The organism is Pseudarthrobacter sp. NPDC058119, assembly GCF_042884655.1.
Lineage (GTDB): Bacteria > Actinomycetota > Actinomycetes > Actinomycetales > Micrococcaceae > Arthrobacter.
This window is the reverse complement of sequence record NZ_JBHVTN010000004.1, coordinates 202,624-215,948: the sequence shown is the minus strand read 5'-3', so window position 1 is coordinate 215,948 and position 13,325 is coordinate 202,624. Positions and strand designations below refer to the sequence as shown.

Sequence of the window (13,325 nt, the reverse complement as noted above, 5' to 3'; positions counted from 1 at the left end):
AACCAACACCGGCGGCGGCACCGACAACGGAGGCTCCAACACCGGCGGCGGCACCGACAACGGAGGCTCCAACACCGGCGGCGGCACCGACAACGGAGGCTCCAACACCGGCGGCGGGACCGACAACACCGGCGGCGGCAACACCAATGTCCCGGCGACTTTGACCCAGGCGGCCGCCCCCAAGGCAGCCCCCAAAGCTGCTCCGGCCGCAGCGCCCGTCAGCGTGGGAACCAACCAAGGCTACAACGCCCAGACAGCGGTGGAGGCTGACAGCACACCCGGCTGGCTTGCTGGCTTCGGAGCACTGGCTGCCGCAGGGGCACTGGTGGGTATCCGCCGTCGGCCACGTCCACTGCACACCACCCGCTAGTACGATCCGCCACTCCGGTGGCTTAGAGACAAGGAAGGCGCCCTGCCAGTGCCCGGCAGGGCGCCTTCCTTCCTTTTTACCGACCACCCTTGAGGACATGCCATGCCACAGGACCGACGCCGGCACGCAGCGCCCGGGCGACGCATCACCACCTGGCAGCAGTGGAACAAAGGCGATCTAGCGATCCTTTGCTGCGGTGTCCTTACCTTCCTGTCCTTCACGGCAGGTGCGCCCCTCTTCCACGAGGCACCCCTGCTGACGGTCCCCGGCATTTCCGCTTCGGCTCCCGGCATGCGCGCCGCCGCTGCGCCTGCCGGGGCAGGAGCCCCGATGGCGGGGACCGGCATGCCGCAGGCCACCGCAACCGCGGGTGCCCAGCTCCAGCCCGTGGAGAATCCAGCGCCGGCAGGCCCAGTCCTGCCGCCGGCTGCCCAGCCGATCCACATCCGCTACCCGGCCGCCGCCTTCGACGTGCCCCTCCATCCGCTTGACCTGGACGGTGAAGCCCAGGCCAGCCGCACCATCGAGCCCCCCGCCACCAAAGACGGCTATTGGCTTTCGGCTTTTGGCACTCCGGGCCAGGGATCAGGCAACACCACTTACGTCATAGGACACAGCTGGGAAGGGGCGGACGCCCCCTTCAACCACTTGAGCTCGGCAGCGGCCGTTGGTGACCGGTTTGATGTTGAAACTGCGGCCGGCACCATCAGCTACCACGTGGACAGCGTTGCCACGTATGTGAAGTCCGGCCTCAAGGACAGCGCCGTGTGGGACATGGTGCCCAACCGCCTGGTCCTCATCAGCTGCTTTACCGAGGACCCCTGGGGCAAGAACGTCGTGGTCACCGCTTCCCCCGCTGCCCCCTAGCACCCGGCAGGGCACCCCTATGGCGCGCCCGGGCGAACGTACCTGTTCACACCGCCTTCGGTTGGCGGACAATGGGCAGCATGACGTGGGAACACTTTGACGGGGCTCCCCTCCTGGTGGGCATCGTGCCGAAACAGCACCCGGAGGTCATCCAGACTGCGGCCACCCTCGCTGCCCGGCTGGGGGCGACCCTGGTCTGCGCGTACGTGGATGAAGCCAGCTACCTCGTGGAGTGGGATCCGGCCCGGTCCGCCCACCGACTGTCCCGGCATCAGGATGCGGATGACGACATGCTGGCACTGACTGAAGAGCTGAAAGCACAGGTCCAGTCCACCCTGGACGGGCTGCCGGCAGGTGGCGGACCTCCTGAATGGTCCTTCCGCACCCTCACCGGCGACCCTGCCCGCGCCCTCGGGCAGCTGGCCGCCGAAATGGACGCGCCCCTGATCATTGTGGGGACTTCGGAACGGGGATTCACCCATCGCCTCTCGGAAGCCCTCAGCGGCTCCGTGGCAACCTGGCTCAGCCACCACCAGAGCCGGCCGGTACTGGTGGTCCCCTACCGGATGCCCGCCCATGAGGACCGGCCATGAGGACCGGCCATGAGTCGTCCGGGCGGCGGGGAAAAACCCGCCCTCAGGGTGCCGGCTAAGTAAAGCGAAAGTAGTTATTCAGGGTGCTGGCGCCGTGCCGTACCAGCCAGTAAGCTGAATCAAGCAAGGCCGATCCACCCAGGTGGAAGCAGGAATTGCCCAAAAGCTGCTCCGGAGTGCGTATCCCCCAATAACGCACTCCGGAGCTTTTTTGTGCCCTGCGGACAGGAATTCGCTGCCACTCCAGATACCCCCAGGGGGTAGTTGTGGATATACCCCTAAGGGGTATATGTTGACTGCATGAACGCTATCGAAGACGTTGTCGCGGCCACTGGACGGCCCGCCTCGGAGGATGGCACTCCCCCCGAGCACGGATATACGGGAAACAAGGATGCCTACCTCCGCCGCCTGAAGCGCATCGAAGGCCAGGTGCGGGGCATAGCCCGGATGGTGGATGAGGACAAGTACTGCATCGACATCCTGACCCAGGTCGCCGCCGTCACCAAGGCCCTGCACGCCGTCAGCCTTGGTCTGGTCGAGGAACACATCGGCCACTGCGTCGTGGGGGCAGCCTCCGAACCGGATCCGGACGTTCGCGCCGAAGCCATAGATGCCAAAGTCAAGGAAGCTGCCGACGCAATCGGCCGGCTGCTTCGCTGACGCCACCACCAACACACCCCGGCCACCGCCGGCCCAACGAAGGAGCAAGCCATGAGCACTTCCGCCCCCACCACCACGACCATCAGCGTCTCCGGCATGACCTGCGGGCACTGCGTCTCGGCCGTCAGCGAAGAACTCGAAGCCCTTGAAGGCGTTGAAGCAGTAAACGTGGACCTGAATGCAGGCGGCATTTCCACCGTGACCATCACCTCGGGCAAGGAACTGTCTCCCGCGGAAATCGGCGAAGCCGTAGCCGAGGCCGGCTACCTGGTGGTTGCCAACGAAGCCTGACTACCCTCCCAACACCGGAAAGCTGACCATGAGCCACCAGGAACTGCTCCACCCGCCGGGTACCCGCGTCGTCGAACTCGACATCGAGGGGATGACCTGCGCTTCCTGCGTCAACCGGGTGGAAAAGAAGCTCGGCAAACTCGACGGCGTGGCCGCAACGGTCAACCTGCCGCTGGAATCCGCGTACGTCACAGTCCCGGCAGGCATCACCGACGAACAACTCGTGGACACTGTCAACGCGGCCGGCTACCAGGCGACAGTACGCCCGCAGCGGCCGACGGGTGGCGAAAGTACGGCCACGGAACCTGCCGCCATCCCCGCCGCCGAACTCCGCCCGCGCCTCATCCTGGCAGCCGTCCTCACCGTCCCGGTGTTCCTGGTCAGCATGGTCCCGGCCTTCCAGTTCCCCAACTGGGGCTGGGTGGCAGCGGCGATGGCGCTTCCAGTGGTGACATGGGCGGCGTGGCCCTTCCACCGCGCCGCGGCCATCAACGCAAGGCACCTGGCATCCACCATGGACACCCTGGTATCGCTTGGCGTGGCGGCGGCCTACCTGTTTTCGGCCTGGCAGCTGCTGGTGGACCCACGAATGACCGAACACCCGGGCATGGAGGGAATGGCGGGCGGCCTGTACTTCGAGGTGGCCTCCGTTGTCACCACCTTCCTGCTCCTGGGCCGGTACCTGGAGGCGAATGCCAAGCAAAAGGCCGGGGATGCCCTCAAGGCCCTGTTGAACCTGGGCGCCAAGGACGCCACGGTCCTGCGCAACGGCACTGAGGAGAAAATTTCTGCCGACCTGCTGCAGGTGGGCGACCTCCTGGTGGTCCGGCCGGGAGAGAAAATTGCCACTGACGGCGTGGTGGTGGACGGCACGTCAGCCGTTGACGCGTCCCTGGTCACGGGTGAATCAGTCCCGGTGGAGGTGGGCCCGGACAGCCGTGTCACCGGTGCCACCATCAACACGTCCGGCCGCCTGCTGGTCAGGGCTGCCCGGGTGGGTACCGAAACCACGCTGGCACAGATGGCCCGGCTGGTGTCGCAGGCCCAAACCGGGAAAGCGCCCATCGCGCGGCTCGCGGACCGGATCAGCAGCGTCTTCGTACCGGTGGTCCTGGCGCTGGCGGTGCTGACATTCGTGCTCTGGCTCCTGTTCGCCGGGCCGGCCGCGGACGGGGACCACGTGCGCCAAGCGTTCACCGCCGCCGTCGCCGTCCTGGTTATCGCCTGCCCCTGCGCCCTGGGCCTTGCCACGCCCGTGGGCCTGCTGACGGGCACCGGCCGCGGCGCCCAGCTTGGCATCCTGATCAAGGGGCCGCAGGTCCTTGAGGACACCCGCACCGTGGACACCATCCTCCTGGACAAGACGGGAACAGTCACCACCGGCGTCCTGGCCGTGGATGCCACGGCAGCGTTCCCCGACTTCCAGGCCAAGGACATCCTTCGGCTGGCAGGCGCCGTCGAGGCCGCCTCGGAGCACCCAGTGGCCCGCGCCATCGCAGCCGCCGCAGCCGTTCCCGCAGCCTCGTCCACACGCGCAACGGGCGACGCCGGCTTGTTGCCAGCGGTGCAGGGGTTCAGTTCGGCCCCGGGCGGCGGAGTGTCGGGAACCGTGGAGGGCAGGTCCGTGATGGCCGGGCGCAGCGGCTGGCTGAAGCAAAACGGGATCGGCCTGGACGCCGGCCAGGAGGCCATGCTCGCATCCGCTGAACAGGGCGGGGCAACGGCTATTTGCGTCGCCGTGGATGGGAAGGCCGCCGGAATCATCAGCCTCCGGGACACTGTCAAGGAAGGTTCCGCGGCCGCCGTCCGCCGGTTGAAGGCTCTGGGCCTGCGGCCCATCCTGCTGACCGGTGACAACGCCGCGGTCGCATCCCAGGTGGCTGCCGCCGTCGGGATTGCTCCGGACGACGTCTACGCCGGCGTCCTGCCCGAAGGAAAGGTCGAGGCAGTCCGGAGGCTGCAGGCCGGGGGTGCCACGGTGGCCATGGCCGGGGACGGCGTCAACGACGCCGCGGCCCTGGCGCAGGCCGACCTGGGAATTGCGATGGGGTCGGGCACGGATGTGGCCATCGAGGCCGCGGACCTGACGGTGATGGGCAACGACCTGGCCCAGGTGGCGCAGGCCATTGAGCTGTCCCGGAAGACCCTGGGCACCATCAAGACCAACCTGTTCTGGGCGTTTTTCTACAACGCGGTGGGCATCCCGGTGGCCGCCCTCGGGCTGCTCAATCCGATGATTGCCGGCGCAGCGATGGCCGCCAGTTCGGTCCTGGTGGTGGCCAACTCGCTGCGGCTGCGCAGCTTCGGCAGGTAGCAACGGCGGCTAACCCCAAGGGTCAGGCCGCGCCGTAACGCACTGCGGCACGGGCCTTGGCCTTGGCTGCTTCAGCGTCCCGGTCCTTGGGCGGCGCCTGCGTTACCAGGGATTCCAGCAGGTGCTGCGTGATGTGGGCGATCTCGTGGACGGCGTCGTCAAAGGCCTCCTGGTTGGCCTTTGACGGCTTGGTGCTGCCGCTGATCTTGCGGACGTACTGCAGCGCGGCCGCGTGCACTTCCTCGGACGTGGCATGCGGCTCGAAGTTATGGAGGGTTCGGATATTCCGGCACATAACGCCATGCTAGGCTCTTCCAACGCTTGGGATCGACCCTTTTTCATGGTCTTCACCCGGCGTCCATGGGGAGCCCGGCATGGGCAGGGCTGCCCATCGACACTGCTTGGGGGCCGGGATAGGTTTTAGGCAATGGATCTTCCGGATGAGCCGGGGGGCCGCTGGGGATGCCGATCTGGTTCGGATCCACACACCTAACAAGGAGAAACTGATGGCTATTTGGGGTGCAGACGTTGAGCAGCTTCGCCAGCTCGGCAGCAAGCTTCAGGCAGGTGCGTCCGAGATCGAGACGCAGAAGTCCACTCTCACGAAGGTTCTGAGCAGCACCAACTGGGAAGGTCCGGACGCCACCAAGTTCCGCAACGAGTGGTCCGGAACCCACACCGCGATGCTGACCAAGGTTGCCGAGGCACTGAAGGAAGCCGGCTCGCAGGCCAAGCGCAACGCCGAAGAGCAGAGCCAGGCCTCCCACTAGGCTTTACCGCCACCTGGCGGGGGCAGGGACACCATGCGGTGTCCCTGCCCTTTTTGGTGTTGCGGTTCGACGGCGGGGCGCGCGTGCTTTACGCGCGTGCCTAAGGGACGGGCTCGACGTCGTTCGCGTGCTCCAGCGGCGACGCCTGGACGGGGATGCCCGCTGCGCCGGCGGGCGCCGGGGTGCGCAGCTCGTCTAGCCGGACCAGGACGACCCCGCCGACGATCAGGACTCCGCCGAGGAGCTGGATGGCGCCGGGAAGTTCCCCGAGCAGCAGCCATGCCCACAGGACGGCAAACAGGACTTCGGTGAGCGACACGAAGGACGCAACCTTGGAACCAAGGGCGCGGGCGGCCATGATGCCGGAAACATAGGCCAAGACGGTAGCCAGCACCACAAGCCCGGCAAGGGACACCCACCACGGGGTGGTCCAGGGTCCAAGGGTGGTGTCCGCCGTGCTGAAGGCCATGGGCAGCAGGCCGGTGGCGGCGGCAAGCCACATCACGGCAGCGCCCGTCATGAGCCCCCCTGAGGCCAGCACGATGGGAGGAAGGGTGTCGTTTTCCTTTGCGGTGATGAAGAAGTAGATGGCCAGGCAAACCGCGGCCGCCATGCCCCAAAGAACCCCCACCAGATCCACCTTGACGGCGCCCGTGAGGTCCAGGACCAGCACCAGCCCGGCCAGGGACAGCAGGGTTCCGCCGGAGGTCAGCAGCCGGGGGCGCCGGCGGCTCGCGGCCCAGAGCCACAGGACGATGATTACCGGGGCCAGGTACTCCAGCAGGAGCGCCACGCCTACGGACAGGCGTGCCACCGCGTTGAAGTAGAACAACTGGCATGCCGCCACGCCAATGAGCCCGAACAGCACGATGGTGAGCCAGTTGTCCCTCAGCTGGTGCCAGCGGCCCTTGAGCGCGAACGCGGCGGGCAGTGCAAGGATCAGGGCTGCGCCCGTCAGGCGGGCGGTGACGGCAGCTCCCGGCGACCATCCGGTCTCCAGCAATGACTTGGCAAAGGATCCGGACAGGCCGAAGACTGCGGAGGAGAACAAGGCAATCCCCAGGCCCGATGCCAGGAAGCCGGGGCGCCCAGCGGGCAGTTCCGTGGTGGGAATGTGGTTTTTGGCGGCAGGCACCGTCGCCTCCTGTCAGGAGTAAAGTGGGGTAATGCTCATGACACTACGCCCAGGCACTGTAAGGAGTCAACATGGTTTTCGCCCCTGACACTGAAGTTGCGCTGCGGACGGTGGTGAACCTCATCAACACGTCCGCGAATGGCAGGGAGGGGCTGGCCACGATCGAGGACCTGGACGCCTTCCTGGCCGCTGAGGGGTTTTCGGGAGGCCGCAGCCGGGATGAGGCGGAACGGGAGAGCGTGTTGCAGCTGCGCCGTGAGCTGGCGGGAGTGTGGACAGCGGATGAGGACGCGGCCGTTGACACCGTCAACCGGCTGCTGCGGGATGCGAACGCGTTGCCCCAGCTCATGAAGCACGACGGTTGGGACTGGCACCTTCACGCCACGGCACCGGACGCTCCCCTGGCGGACCGGATGAGCACCGAGGCAGCCATGGCCCTTGCCGACGTGATCCGCGGCAAGGAAATGGACCGGATGCGAACGTGCGAATCAGAGGACTGCGATGCCGCGGTGCTGGACCTGAGCCGCAACCGGTCCAAGCGGTACTGCGACACCGGAAACTGCGCCAACCGGGCGCATGTGGCCGCCTACCGGGCCAGGCAGGCGGCAGCGAATTAGGAGGCGCCGGCAGCGTTCGGCTGTGCGCCTGCTTGGCCCTAGCGCTGGGGCGTTCCGTCGATGCCGTCGCCTGGTGCCGGCGGGGTCTGGCTGCCGGACCCTCCGTGGGGGGATGCCTTGGGGGCCGAACTCAGGTTGACGCCCGATCCCTTGCCCAGGTGTTCGGCATTCTCCTTGTAGCTCATGGACAGCATCGCGGCGATGACTAGGGTCACGATGAAGGCGATGCCGGCGGCCGTGAAGGCGAGGTCGAAGCGGGGCGCCCGGGCGCTTCCCCCGGAGGCGAAGATCAGCACCGCAACGAAGGCGACCACGGCCCAGAACGCCGAGAACATCAGCGGCCCCTTCACCGAGGTCCGCAGCTTGCGCGGTTTTCCTGGATGCTGGTCAGCCACAGTGGTTCCTCCCTGCAGGCGGCGTACGGCCGCCTGGTTCACAAATTCCGGTGTTGCACCCCGAATTTTCTACAGAAAGTAGAAGGGTGCTCTTCCTAGTTTACGGCTTTCCCGCGCCGGTGCGGGCATCGTGCCGCAGGGTCAGGCCGGACAGGACCCACAGGACGCCGGAAATGATGGCCCCTCCCCCGGCCACGCCCAGCAGGGCATGCGCCCCGAGATTGACGAAGAACGGCAGCAGGATGGCCGTGCCGATCCCGATGATGCCCGACGCAATCCAGTCCCGGGCCAGAACGTGGCGCCCCCGGTGCCGCAGGCCGCAGGCAAGCTCAAGGACACCGGCTACGCCCAGCCCCAGCGCGGCGATGACTGCAAATAACAGGTCGCTGTGCAGCAGGACCACCGCAAAACCGGCCCCGGCCAGGACGGCACCACCGGCGGAGAGCAGCTTGCCGGGGGCAGAGTTCTGGGCGAAACCCGCTGCCGGGACACTCCGGAGGGACAGCACGCCGGTCGCCAAAAGGTAGAGGCCGCCGGCCCAACCCATGACCTCGACCGAAGGCGCAGTCCAAAAAACCGTCACGGCGCCGAACACCAGCGCAGCAGCCGAGCGCAGCAGGACCGGCTTCCAGAGGTCGATACGGGGGGCAGTTCCCCGGGCAGCGCCCGCGGGGATGGAAGGTATCGTCACCGGTCCAGTTTAGTGGGGGCTGCTGGAAGGTCGAACCGGGTCCTGCTGGTCAGCGTCCTGCACTCCATTCAGGCGGAGCCCAGAACCATCCAGCGGTCGGACCGGGCGCGCACGCCCAGGGTGAGTGCCCGCGCGGCCATGTATCCCACGCCGAAAGCCGCCCACAGCCACCCCAAGCCTGCCGCGCCGGTTGCACCGGAGAGTCCCACCCAGGCCAGCAGCGGCAGGTAGATGGCAATGTTCACCAGCCCGGCGAGGGCCAGGTACCGGGCATCCCCGGCACCGATCAGCACACCATCGAGCACAAAGACGTAGCCGGCGATGGGCTGTCCGGCGGCCAGCACCCAGAGGGCGACGGTGAGGACTGACTGCACCTGTGGATCCGTCGTGAACAGGGCTCCCACCCATGGGGCAACCGAAGCCAGCAGCAGGCCCGTTACGACGCCGAACCCGCCGCCCCACCTGGTCATGGTTCCGGTCAGCAGGCGTGCCCTGCCGGCATTGGAGGCACCGAGTTCCTTGCCGATGAGCGCCTGCGCAGCGATGGCTAGGGCGTCCAAAGCGAACGCCAGGAAGGAAAAGATGGTCATGGCCAGCTGGTGGGAGGCGAGGTTGACCTCGCCCTGGGCCGTTGCCACCACCACCGTGGCGAGGATGGCCGCCCGGAGGCTGAGCGTGCGCAGCATGAGCCAGGAACCAACCCGCGTCATGCTGCGGATACCCCGCCAGCTCGGCAGCAGGCTGACGCCGTGCCGCACGGCGTTCCGGCGGACCATCACCACATAGACCGCAGCCATGGCCCACTGGGCGAGGCTGGTGCCGATCGCCGAACCGGTGACCGACAAGCCCAGCCCGTAGACAAGCCATAGGTTCAGCAGGATATTGACGCCGAATCCGGCCGTGGCCACCACCAGCGGGGTCCGGGTATCCTGCAGTCCGCGCAGGACACCGGTGCCGGCGAAAATCAGCAACATAGCCACCAGTCCAGGCATGGACCAGCGAAAGTAGTCGATGGCAAAGGTGCGAACGCTGGCCTCCGCGCCCAGCAGGTCGATCAGCGGTTCGGCCGCGGCGAAGCCGGCGGCGGCGAGCAGCACGCCCAGGAGCGTGGCCAGCCACACACCGTCGCGCCCTGCCGCCAGGGCCTTGCCGAGCTGCCCGTCCCCGATCGCGCGGGCCACGGCGGGCGTCGTCGAGTACGCCAGGAAGACCATGAGCCCGACGGCGGTCTGAAGCACCGCAGATGCCAGCCCCACGCCTGCGAGCTGGGCGACACCAAGATGCCCCACAATCGCGGAGTCGGCCAGCAGGAACAGGGGTTCAGCCACCAGCGCCCCGAATGCGGGGACGGCGAGGCGGAGAATCTCGCGGGCGGGACCGCGGCTGCCGGAGACGGCGGCAAGGGCAGGTTGTTGGGGCACGTTGCCAGCCTAGCCGGGGGCCGTACCCGGGACCCCTGCGGGCATGACAAAGACCACAAGTATGAAGTATTAGTTGACACTTCAACTTTAATTCCGGAACAGTGGAACTATGAACAAGTCAGCACTGACCACCACTGCCCTCGCCGCCCTCCGCATCATCCTCGGCTTCCTCTTCGCAGCCCATGGCTGGCAGAAGTTCAATGAATGGACCATCGCCGGCACCCAGGCCTCCTTCGCCAAGATGGGCGTTCCGGCGGCCGACGTCATGGCGCCCGCGGTTGCCGTCCTCGAACTGGCGGGCGGCATTGCACTGATCCTGGGAATCCTGACCCGCGTCGTGGCCGCCCTCCTTGTGGTGGACATGCTGGGCGCACTGTTCCTGGTACATGCCCCCGCCGGCGTCTTCGCGGCAAACGGAGGCTACGAACTCGTCCTCCTGCTGGCAGCGGCCTCCTTCGCCCTGGCCCTTACAGGAGCCGGCCGGTTGTCCGTGGACCGCGCCCTCTTCGGCCGCCGCCCGGAGTCCCGGCTGGCAGTCCTCGCCTAGCCCCTCCCCGCGCCACGAACGGCGGCAGGCCACCCAAGGTGCCTGCCGCCGTCGGACTTTAAGCTGCTCTTCGCATTGTTGCAGCGCCAACCGGCCGGTAACCGGGGCCGCCAGTAGGATCGCAGCATGACTGAGACCGGCCGCCCCAACTCCGTAACCCTCCGCTTCCTCGCCGCCCCCACCGACGTGGGCCACAGTGGCTCAGTGGATGCCGGCACGGTGCTCGAGTGGGTGGATAAGGCCGCCTACGCCGCGGCGGTGGGCTGGGCGAAGTCCTACTGCGTGACGGCCTATGTGGGAAACATCCATTTCGCCGACCCCGTCAACAGCGGCGACATGGTGGAAGTGGAGGCCACCATCGTTTACACCGGCCGCTCCTCCATGCACATCCGCACCGTGGTTTCCTCCGGCGACCCGAAAGGCGGACCGGCCACGATGCGGAGCCAGTGCATGGTGATCTTCGTGGCGGTCGGCGAGGACGGCAAGCCGATCCCGGTTCAGCAGTTCGAACCCGCCACCCCCGCCGAGATTGAGCAGCGGGACCATGCCCTGGCTCGTATAAAGGTCCGCGAGCAGATTGTGGAAGCCATGAACCGGCAGGAATATACGGACGCCGGCACCGCCGAACGCGTGACGTTGAGGTTCATGGCCGCTCCCACCGACGTGAATTGGGGCGGGAAGGTCCACGGCGGCATCGTCATGAAATGGATCGACGAAGCAGCCTACGTCTGCGCCTCCCGCTACTGCGGACGGGATACAGTGGCCGTGTTCTCCGGCGGTGTCCGCTTCTACCGGCCGCTGCTGATCGGGCACGTGGTGGAAGTGGAAGCACGCCTGGTCTACACCGGGACCAAGGGCATGCACATCGCCGTCCACGTCCGATCCGGGGACCCCAAGGGCCGGGAGCTGAACCTCACCACCTACTGCCTCACCGTCATGGTGGCGCGCGACGACGAAGGTAACTCGGTGCCGGTGCCCGCCTGGGTGCCGGTCAGCGATGAAGACAAGCGGCTGCATGCCCACGCACGGGAACTCCTGGAAATCCGGGGCACAGCCCCGGGAAACCGCCTGCCGAACCACCTTCTCGCGGCAGCTGGGGCCGACGGCAGCCCCGGGTCCCGCGCTGGGCGCGAACGCGCCTAGAAGCCTCCACCGCCTGCGTCGCCCGCCATGTTGGCAAAGCGGGAGTAGTGGCCCTGGAAGGCGACCACAATGTCCTTGGTGGGGCCGTTACGGTGCTTGGCCACCAGGATGTCCGCCTCGCCGGCACGGGGTGATTCCTTGTCATAGACATCTTCGCGGTGGAGCAGGATCACCATGTCGGCATCCTGCTCGATGGACCCGGACTCACGGAGGTCAGACACCATGGGGCGCTTGTCCTGGCGCTGTTCCGAGCCACGGTTCAGCTGTGACAGCGCAATAACGGGGACCTGGAGTTCCTTGGCAAGGAGCTTCAGCGCCCGGGAGAACTCGGAAACTTCCTGCTGGCGGGACTCCACCTTCTTGCCCGAGCTCATGAGCTGCAGGTAGTCGAGTATGACCAGCTTGAGGTCGTGCTGCTGCTTGAGGCGGCGGCACTTGGCCCGGATTTCCATGAGGGACATGTTGGGGCTGTCGTCAATGAACAAGGGGGCATCGTTCATGCGGCCCATGGTGGTGGCGATCTTGGACCACTGTTCGTCCTTGATGGTTCCCTTGCGGAGGTCCTGGAGCCCGATGGTGGCCTCGGCGGACAAGAGGCGCATGGCGATCTCGTTACGGCCCATTTCGAGGGAGAACATGACCGTCGAGAGGTTGTTCTTGATGGCCGCGGACCGGGCGAAGTCCAGGGCGAAGGTTGACTTACCGACGGCGGGGCGCGCGGCGATGACAATCATCTGGCCGGGGTGCAGCCCGTGGGTCAGCTCGTCGAGTTCGTAGAAGCCTGTGGGGACGCCGGTCATGCCCTCCCCGCGGTGGCCGGACGCCTCGATCTCGTCCACCGTGGACTCCATGACGTCCTTCAGCACCACGTAGTCCTCCGCGGTGCGGCGTTCGGCCACGGCGTAGACCTCGGCCTGGGCCTGGTTGACCAGATCCTCCACCTCGCCATCGGAACCGTAGCCCAGCTGGACAATCTTGGTGCCGGCGTTGACCAGGCGGCGAAGCACCGCCCGCTCGGCCACGATCTCGGCGTAGTAGCCGGCGTTGGCGGCAGTAGGGACGGTCTGGATCAGTTCGTGGAGGTAGGCGGGCCCACCGATCCTGTTGATCTCGGCCCGCTTGGTCAGTTCATCGGATACCGTGACGGCATCCGCGGGCTCGCCGCGGCCGTAGAGGTCGATGATGGCCTCATAGATGGTCTCGTGCGCGGGGCGGTAAAAATCCTGGCCGCGGAGGATCTCGACAACGTCCGCGATGGCATCCTTGGACAGCATCATTCCGCCCAGGACCGACTGCTCGGCCGCGATGTCCTGCGGCGGCTTCCGGCTCGCGTCCGATCCACGGGTTGCCTCGACAGGGTCCAGATGCGCGATTGACAAAGCTGCCGTCCTCCATTTGTACCGGGTGTGCAGTCCGGTGATCCATCCTGTTCATGGCCTCCGATATCCGGAGCCGCCACCCGTCCAGGTCTACCCGCAGGCCCTGACAATCACGTGCCGGAGTTCCGGAAA

The 13,325-nt window shown here is 66.8% G+C and carries 15 protein-coding genes and 1 pseudogene; 10 read left to right on the top strand and 6 right to left on the bottom strand.

Going from position 1 to position 13,325, the window contains the following annotated elements:
- The 6 genes and pseudogenes from ACFVTD_RS10975 to ACFVTD_RS10950 all read left to right on the top strand — a co-directional run.
- Nucleotides 1-370: pseudogene (locus ACFVTD_RS10975) on the top strand (hypothetical protein); the annotation flags it as partial.
- A 102-nt stretch (nt 371-472) separates the two neighbouring features.
- Nucleotides 473-1,237: a class F sortase gene (locus ACFVTD_RS10970; protein ID WP_387562269.1), complete on the top strand. Its 765-nt coding sequence runs from the start codon at nt 473-475 to the stop codon at nt 1,235-1,237.
- 80 nt (nt 1,238-1,317) lie between these two features.
- Nucleotides 1,318-1,830, top strand: a complete 513-nt coding sequence (locus tag ACFVTD_RS10965) for a universal stress protein (RefSeq protein ID WP_387562266.1) — start codon at nt 1,318-1,320, stop codon at nt 1,828-1,830.
- 300 nt (nt 1,831-2,130) lie between these two features.
- Nucleotides 2,131-2,490 carry a metal-sensitive transcriptional regulator gene (locus tag ACFVTD_RS10960; protein WP_387562264.1) on the top strand — a complete coding sequence of 120 codons (360 nt, stop codon included), beginning with the start codon at nt 2,131-2,133 and terminating at the stop codon, nt 2,488-2,490.
- Between the two features lie 51 nt (nt 2,491-2,541).
- Nucleotides 2,542-2,781, top strand: coding sequence for a heavy-metal-associated domain-containing protein (locus tag ACFVTD_RS10955; RefSeq protein ID WP_387562261.1), 240 nt, complete (start codon nt 2,542-2,544; stop codon nt 2,779-2,781).
- Between the two features lie 28 nt (nt 2,782-2,809).
- Nucleotides 2,810-5,095, top strand: coding sequence for a heavy metal translocating P-type ATPase (locus tag ACFVTD_RS10950; protein WP_387562258.1), 2,286 nt, complete (start codon nt 2,810-2,812; stop codon nt 5,093-5,095).
- Between the two features lie 22 nt (nt 5,096-5,117).
- Here ACFVTD_RS10950 and ACFVTD_RS10945 read toward each other — a convergent pair whose 3' ends face one another.
- A complete protein-coding gene (locus ACFVTD_RS10945) occupies nt 5,118-5,390 on the bottom strand; it encodes a DUF2277 domain-containing protein (RefSeq protein WP_387562255.1) in 273 nt (90 codons plus the stop codon).
- A gap of 211 nt (nt 5,391-5,601) precedes the next feature.
- On the opposite strand from ACFVTD_RS10945, the gene ACFVTD_RS10940 reads away from it, so the two are divergent.
- On the top strand, nt 5,602-5,865 hold the full coding sequence (locus ACFVTD_RS10940) for a WXG100 family type VII secretion target (protein ID WP_110545130.1): 264 nt from the start codon (nt 5,602-5,604) through the stop codon (nt 5,863-5,865).
- Nucleotides 5,866-5,965: 100 nt separating this feature from the next.
- Here ACFVTD_RS10940 and ACFVTD_RS10935 read toward each other — a convergent pair whose 3' ends face one another.
- Nucleotides 5,966-7,000, bottom strand: coding sequence for a DMT family transporter (locus ACFVTD_RS10935; RefSeq protein WP_387562252.1), 1,035 nt, complete (start codon nt 6,998-7,000; stop codon nt 5,966-5,968).
- A gap of 71 nt (nt 7,001-7,071) precedes the next feature.
- Between ACFVTD_RS10935 and ACFVTD_RS10930 the strand changes: the two genes are divergently transcribed.
- On the top strand, nt 7,072-7,617 hold the full coding sequence (locus ACFVTD_RS10930) for a CGNR zinc finger domain-containing protein (RefSeq protein ID WP_387562250.1): 546 nt from the start codon (nt 7,072-7,074) through the stop codon (nt 7,615-7,617).
- A 38-nt stretch (nt 7,618-7,655) separates the two neighbouring features.
- On the opposite strand, the gene ACFVTD_RS10925 is transcribed toward ACFVTD_RS10930, so the two are convergent.
- From ACFVTD_RS10925 to ACFVTD_RS10915, 3 genes are all read right to left on the bottom strand, one after another.
- A complete protein-coding gene (locus ACFVTD_RS10925; RefSeq protein WP_387562247.1) occupies nt 7,656-8,012 on the bottom strand; it encodes a hypothetical protein in 357 nt (118 codons plus the stop codon).
- 100 nt (nt 8,013-8,112) lie between these two features.
- Nucleotides 8,113-8,703, bottom strand: a complete 591-nt coding sequence (locus tag ACFVTD_RS10920; RefSeq protein ID WP_387562244.1) for a hypothetical protein — start codon at nt 8,701-8,703, stop codon at nt 8,113-8,115.
- Between the two features lie 68 nt (nt 8,704-8,771).
- Complete coding sequence (locus tag ACFVTD_RS10915) at nt 8,772-10,124, bottom strand: MATE family efflux transporter (RefSeq protein ID WP_387562241.1); 1,353 nt, start codon at nt 10,122-10,124, stop codon at nt 8,772-8,774.
- 109 nt (nt 10,125-10,233) lie between these two features.
- Here ACFVTD_RS10915 and ACFVTD_RS10910 point away from each other — a divergent pair, with 109 nt between their 5' ends.
- Complete coding sequence (locus tag ACFVTD_RS10910) at nt 10,234-10,671, top strand: DoxX family protein (protein WP_387562238.1); 438 nt, start codon at nt 10,234-10,236, stop codon at nt 10,669-10,671.
- Between the two features lie 126 nt (nt 10,672-10,797).
- Nucleotides 10,798-11,814 (top strand): acyl-CoA thioesterase, encoded by a 1,017-nt coding sequence (locus ACFVTD_RS10905; protein WP_387562235.1) that lies wholly within the window; start codon nt 10,798-10,800, stop codon nt 11,812-11,814.
- Here the strand turns inward: ACFVTD_RS10905 and dnaB are convergent.
- The gene (gene dnaB / locus ACFVTD_RS10900) at nt 11,811-13,193 is read right to left on the bottom strand and encodes a replicative DNA helicase (RefSeq protein ID WP_331323972.1); all 1,383 of its coding nucleotides are present in this window, start codon (nt 13,191-13,193) and stop codon (nt 11,811-11,813) included. The two genes, ACFVTD_RS10905 and dnaB, sit on opposite strands and share 4 nt — an antisense overlap.
- Between the last annotated feature and the right edge of the window lie 132 nt (nt 13,194-13,325).